We start from the raw sequence: 6,403 nt of genomic DNA, 5'->3' as shown, positions 1-6,403 counted from the left end.
GTTTATTGTTTATTTATTAACACTTTTTCAAATTGTTGTTTCATGGTTCTTGCCCTCCAGCCCCGTTCGCGGGGGCACACCGCGGGGGCCCCCCCCCTTCTGCCGGGGAGAGGCGTCAGCCGCTCGCCTTCTGGGTGAGGTCGTAGAAGGTGGCCGAACCGACCGTGACCTTCTTGAAGTTGGCCTCGACCCACGAGGTGATCTGGGAGGACGTACCGCTGCTGCTGCCGCCCATGCCGCCGCCGGAGCCACTGGAGATGAAGTAGTGGACCTTGCCGTCCGCCACGTACTTCTTGAACTGGGCCAGTGTCGGGGACGGGTCGGTGCCGTTGAAGCCGCCGATCGCCATCACCGGGTCGCCGGTGGAGAGCTGGTAGCTCGCCGCGTTCTGGGCGCCGATGGCCGCCGCGACCCAGGTGTACTTCGACGCGTCGGTCTCCAGCAGCTTCTTGGCCTCGGCGGTGACGCTCGCGCCGTTCAGCAGGCCGCCGACGCCACCGCCGCCCATGCCGCCACCGTCGCCCGTACGGCCGCCGGGGACGCCCCGTTGCCCCTGTTGGCCCTGGGTGCCGCCGTTGCCGTTCTGCTGGTTCTGGCCCTGCTGCCCGGGCATGCCCCCGCCGGGGAAGCCGCCCGTGCCGCCGCCCTGCGTGGTGCCGTTGCCGTTCTGCTGCTGGCCCTGCCGGCCCTGCTGGCCGGGCGTCCCGCCGCCGAAGCCGCCCCGGCCCCCGCGGCCGCCCGGACCGCCGCCCATCATGGACGCGCCCGCCGGGCCCGCCGTCACGATCGAACCGGTGTGGCCCTCCTGGAGGGTGCTGAGCGTGTACGCCGTCGGGCCGGCCAGCGAGGCCACCAGGCCCAGGGAGGCCGCCGCGAGGGCGAGTTGCCGTTTGACGCGGCCCGCGAAGATCAGACCGAGCGCGGCGACCAGACCGCCGATCAGGATCAGGTACTTCAGCCAGGGCAGGTAGTCGGAGGTGCGGTTGAGCAGGACGTAGCTCCAGGCCGCCGCCGCCACGACCGAGACCGCGAGGGTGATCGACGCCCACAGCTCGGCGCGCTTCTCCCACAGGATGCCCGCGCCCATGCCGATCACGGCCGCCATGTAGGGGGCCAGGGCCACCGTGTAGTACTGGTGGAAGATGCCCGCCATGTAGCTGAAGACGACCATGGTCATCAGCAGCGAGCCGCCCCAGACCAGGAACGCCCCACGCGTGACGCTGGTCCTGGTGAGCTTGCGGGTCGCCACCAGACCGGCGGCCAGGAGGATCAGCGCCGCCGGCAGCAGCCAGGAGATCTGGCCGCCGATCTCGGAGTTGAACATCCGGTCCCAGCCGGTCGCGCCCCACATGCCGGTGCCGCCACCGCCGCCGCCGCCGACCGAGCCGGTCTCGTCGCCGCTCAGGCGGCCGAAGCCGTTGTAGCCGAAGGTCAGCTCAAGGAAGGAGTTGTTCTGGGAGCCGCCGATGTAGGGGCGCGAGGAGGCGGGCCACAGCTCGACGATCGCGACCCACCAGCCGCCGGAGACGACCAACGCACCGGTGGCAGCGGCCAGTTGACCGAGCCGCTTCCTGACGGAGACCGGCGCGCAGACGGCGTAGACGATCGCCAGCGGCGGCAGGATCAGGAAGGCCTGGAGAGTTTTGGCGAGGAACGCGAAGCCGATCGCGACACCGGCCCACAGCAGCCACTTGGTGCGGCCGTCCTCCAGGGCGCGGACCACGGAGTAGCAGGCGAGCGCCATCAGCAGCGCCAGCATGGCGTCGGGGTTGTTGAACCGGAACATCAGCGCCGCGACGGGGGTGAGCGCGAGCACGGCGCCCGCGATCAGACCGGCCGCGGGGCTGAACCGGCGGCGCACGGAGGCGTACACGACGGCGACCGTGCCGACGCCCATGAGGACCTCGGGCGCGAGGATCGCCCAGGAGCTCAGGCCGAACAGGCGCACCGCCAGCGCCATCGGCCACAGCGAGGCCGGGGGCTTGTCGACGGTGATGGCGTTGCCCGCGTCCAGCGAGCCGAAGAAGAACGCCTTCCAGGACTGGCTGCCGGCCTGGACCGCCGCCGAGTAGAAGGAGTTGGCGTAGCCGGAGGCGCTCAGGTTGTACAGGTAGAGCAGGAGGGTCGCGGCCAGCAGGCTGAGGAAGGCCGGGCGGGCCCAGCGCGGGTCCTCGGGGCGGCCGCGCCACAGTCTGCGGACGAAAGGCTGCTGGGGTTCACCGGAGTCGGGGGCGGGGGGAGCGACCGGCACCTCGGGGGCCGTCGCCGCCGGACCCCACCCGGAACCCTGCCGGGCCGGACGGTCGGTCTGCGTGGTCATCAGGAGTTCCTCGGGTCGGTGTCGGTCGGGCGCACCGGCTGCAACCGCACGGTGGCGTCCTGCCAGGAGCGCTGCTCCGCGGCCTCACCGGCGCGGAACTCGGTCGTGTCGTACGGGGACGGCGGGGTGTACGGCGTCGTGGCGTGGGGCGTCGTGGCGTACTGGTGTGCCGTCGGGCGCTGGGGCAGCGGCCCGTACGACTGCTGCGGCTCGGCCGGGGTGGGGGTGGTGACGACGGTGGACATGGGCTGGTCGTCCTCACGGTCCGGGAAGACCCAGGCCCGGAAGAGCAGGAAGCGCAGCACGGTCGCCGCGAGGTTGGCGGCGATCAGCACCGCCAGCTCGGTGGAGTGCGCGGGGTCGCTGCTGGCCGCGTTGAGCGCGGCGAGGGAGCCGCTGGTCAGCGCGAGGCCGATGCCGAAGACGACCAGGCCCTGCGCCTGGTGCCGGACGGCGCCGCCCCGCCCGCGCACCCCGAAGGTCAGGCGCCTGTTGGCGGCGGTGTTGGCGACCGCGGAGACCAGCAGGGCCAGCGCGTTGGCGGTCTGGGAGCCGCCGAACTGGCGGAAGCCGCTGTAGAGCAGCAGGTAGAAGAGGGTCGACAGACCGCCGACGACACAGAACCCGACGAGCTGGCGGGCCAGCCCCTTCGGCACGTCCTGGATCTCGCGGTCGCGCGGGTCGTCACCGAACGGCCGGGTGATCCGGTCCAGCGGCAGCGATCCGCTCGCCAGGGCCTTGCCCACCCGCCACACCCCCTTGAGGTCCTCGGTCGCCGTCCTCACGATGTGGACGGTGGAGTCGGGGTCGTCGACCCAGTCGACGGGCACTTCGTGGATACGGAGTCCCGCGCGCTCGGCGATGACCAGCATCTCGGTGTCGAAGAACCAGCCGGTGTCCTCGACGAGCGGCAGCAGGACCTGCGCCACGTCACGCCGGATGGCCTTGAAGCCGCACTGCGCGTCGGAGAAACGGGCCTGGAGGGAGCCGCGCAGGATGAGGTTGTAGGCGCGGCTGATGAACTCGCGCTTGGGACCGCGCACCACCCGGGAGCTGCGGGCGAGCCGGGAGCCGATCGCCAGGTCGGAGTGGCCCGAGATCAGCGGTGCCACCAGCGGCAGCAGGGCGTTGAGGTCGGTGGACAGGTCCACGTCCATGTAGGCGAGGATCGGTGCGTCGGAGGCGGACCAGACGGTCCGAAGGGCCCGGCCGCGCCCCTTCTCCTCCAGCCGGAAGGCCTTGACCTCCGGGATCTCCGCCTCCAGCCGCCGCGACACCAGGGGAGTGGTGTCCGTCGACGCGTTGTCCGCGATGGTGATGCGGAACGCGTACGGAAACGTGCGCTCGAGGTGCTCGTGCAGTCTCCGCACACACGGCTGGAGGTCCTTCTCCTCGTTGTAGACGGGGATCACTACGTCCAGGACAGGCGTACCGGCGTCGCCGGCCGGGAGGTGCTCCCGCGCCGGCAGGGTGCCGGGAGAAGAGTCGGTTCGCATGGGAACGACTCTGGTCAAGCCCCCTGTCGCACCCATATGGCGGCGCTGTGCTGTGCCTGTGAGTGCGATTGCCAGTTGGTTTCGGGCGCCGGACGGGGGGCCACGGGCCCGACCGCGGGCAGGTGCACGGTGAACACGGTCCGCCCCGGAACGCTGTCCACGGTCACCGCGCCGCCGTGTGCGGTCGCGACGGCCTGCACGATGGCCAGGCCGAGGCCGGTGGATCCGGTGGCGCGGGAGCGCGCCGAGTCGCCGCGCGCGAACCGTTCGAAGACGTGCGGGAGCAGGTCGGACGGGATGCCCTGTCCGTTGTCCTCGACGTCCACGCACATCCACGGCCCGCGGCGCTGCACGCGCGCGGTGACCGTCGTACCCGGCGGGGTGTGTTTGCGCGCGTTGCCGAGCAGGTTGATGAGCACCTGCTGGAGGCGGGCCGCGTCGCCGGAGACGAGGGCGGGTTCGTCGGGCAGGTCCAGGCGCCAGTTGTGGTCCATGCCGGCCGCGCGGGCGTCACTGATGGTGTCCACGACGAGCGGGACGAGGTCGGTCTGCTCGAACTGGAGCGGCCGCCCCGCGTCCAGGCGCGCGAGCAGCAGCAGGTCCTCCACGAGCAGCGTCATCCGGCCCGCCTCGGACTCGATACGGCCCAGGGCGTGGCGGGTGTCGGGGCCGACCTCCTCCCTGCCGCGTCTGGTGAGCTCGGCGTACCCGCGGATGGAGGCGAGCGGTGTTCTGAGTTCATGGCTGGCATCGGCGACGAACTGCCGCACCCGCATCTCGCTCTGCTGGCGTGCGTGCAGGGCGCCGTGGACGTGGTCCAGCATCCTGTTCAGCGCGGCGCCGACCTGTCCGACCTCGGTGTGCGGATCGCACTCCGCCTCGGGAACCCGCTCGCTCAGATTGACCTCGCCGGTGTGCAGCGGCAGTTCGGAGACCCGGGTGGCGGTGTTGGCGACCCTGCGCAGGGGGCGGGTGGCGAGCCCGACGAGGACGTAACCGGCGATGACGGCCGCGCCGAGACCGGCGGCGGTGACGCTGATCTCTACGAGGATCAGGGTGTCGATGGTGGCGTCGACGTCCTTGGTGGGGATGGCGACGTAGTAGGCGGAGGTGGCGTTGGTGGCGTACCGGACGAGGTAGTCACCGATGCCGGGGAGCTCGACCTTGTGCTGCTCGTTGTCCTTGGGGACCGCGCTCAGCACCTTGATCTGCGCGGTCGTGAGGTTCTCGGCGGTCAGGTCGAAGTTCTGGTCGGAGTCGGACTTCACCCCGCGCTTGGCGTCGGTGATGGTGCCCTTGACCACCTTGGCCGCGATCGTGCCGTCCGGCCCCGGGCCGATGACGAAGTCAGCGGGGGTGTTCTGCCGCTTCCTCTGCCCACCAGGCGCGTCGCTCTTGTTCGTGTTCTTGTCGTCGTTGGTGCCACCGTTGTCGAGCCGCTCGGGCGGCAGAGCACGCGGCGCCGCCCGTGACGCGGCCTCGCGCAGCTTGCCGTCCAACTGGTCGTACAGATGGGACCGCAGCGCGAGTGTGGTCACCGTGCCGATCACCGAGCAGACCACGGCGATCAGCACCACCGACGCGACGACGAGCCGCGTCCGCAGCGTGCGCGGCTTGCCAGCTCGCCCTGCCCGCTTCTGCGCCCGCGGCCGTCGTCGCCCGCTCATGAGGCGGCGGGCTTGATCAGGTAGCCGGCGCCGCGCCGGGTGTGGATCATCGGTTCACGTCCCGCGTCGATCTTCCGGCGCAGGTAGGAGATGTAGAGCTCGACGACGTTGGCCTGGCCGCCGAAGTCGTACGACCACACCCGGTCCAGGATCTGCGCCTTGCTGAGCACACGCCGGGGATTGCGCATCAGGAACCGCAGGAGCTCGAACTCGGTCGCGGTGAGGTGGATGTTCTGACCGGCCCGCGAGACCTCGTGGCTGTCCTCGTCGAGGGTGAGGTCACCGACGACCAGCACGGAGTCCGAGCGGCGATCGGCCGCACCCGAGCGGCGGATGAGGCCGCGCAGCCGGGCCACGACCTCTTCGAGGCTGAACGGCTTGGTGACGTAGTCGTCACCCCCGGCGGTGAGCCCGGCGATACGGTCCTCGACGGCGTCCTTCGCGGTCAGGAACAGCACCGGCACGTCCGGCAGTTCACGCCGCAGCCGCCCGAGGACGGCCAGTCCGTCCATGTCGGGAAGCATCATGTCGAGAACGACGGCGTCGGGCCGGAACTCCCGCGCGGTCTGCACGGCACCCTGGCCGTCTCCCGCACTCCGGATCTGCCATCCCTCATAGCGCAGGGCCATGGAGAGCAGTTCGGTGATCGACAGCTCGTCGTCCACCACAAGCACTCGGACGGGGCTCCCGTCCGGCCTCAGCAGTTCGGTGCGCCCCTGGGGCGAGGTCGTGGTCATGGTGGACACCATGTCGGGGCCCCCTGAGAACACCCTTTCGGCAGTCTGTGATTTTGCTGAGAAACACACAGGCGCCTCTCAGGGAACACCTGGGGAATGCCTTGTTCGACCCGTCGGGCGGGGTGTCCGACGGGTGGGGCGAGATGTCCGACGGGTCGGACAAGGCATCGAGCCGCATCCCGG

The 6,403-nt window shown here is 70.7% G+C and carries 4 protein-coding genes; all 4 read right to left on the bottom strand.

The genetic code is table 11. From position 1 onward, the window contains the following. Positions 1 to 115: 115 nt before the first annotated feature. From ACFVYN_RS31465 to ACFVYN_RS31450, 4 genes are read right to left on the bottom strand one after another with little or no spacing between them, the layout of a single operon-like run. Complete coding sequence (locus ACFVYN_RS31465; RefSeq protein ID WP_390004683.1) at positions 116 to 2,320, bottom strand: ArnT family glycosyltransferase; 2,205 nt, start codon at positions 2,318 to 2,320, stop codon at positions 116 to 118. After that, positions 2,320 to 3,816 (bottom strand): glycosyltransferase, encoded by a 1,497-nt coding sequence (locus ACFVYN_RS31460; RefSeq protein ID WP_390004680.1) that lies wholly within the window; start codon positions 3,814 to 3,816, stop codon positions 2,320 to 2,322. The genes ACFVYN_RS31465 and ACFVYN_RS31460 overlap by 1 nt, the downstream gene beginning before the upstream one ends. A 14-nt stretch (positions 3,817 to 3,830) precedes the next feature. After that, complete coding sequence (locus tag ACFVYN_RS31455; RefSeq protein WP_390004677.1) at positions 3,831 to 5,483, bottom strand: ATP-binding protein; 1,653 nt, start codon at positions 5,481 to 5,483, stop codon at positions 3,831 to 3,833. After that, a complete protein-coding gene (locus tag ACFVYN_RS31450; RefSeq protein ID WP_352391370.1) occupies positions 5,480 to 6,220 on the bottom strand; it encodes a response regulator transcription factor in 741 nt (246 codons plus the stop codon). The genes ACFVYN_RS31455 and ACFVYN_RS31450 overlap by 4 nt, the downstream gene beginning before the upstream one ends. Positions 6,221 to 6,403 lie beyond the last annotated feature (183 nt).

The organism is Streptomyces sp. NPDC058307 (genome assembly GCF_042880295.1).
Classification (GTDB): domain Bacteria; phylum Actinomycetota; class Actinomycetes; order Streptomycetales; family Streptomycetaceae; genus Streptomyces.
This window is presented reverse-complemented; position numbering and strand designations above follow the sequence as displayed.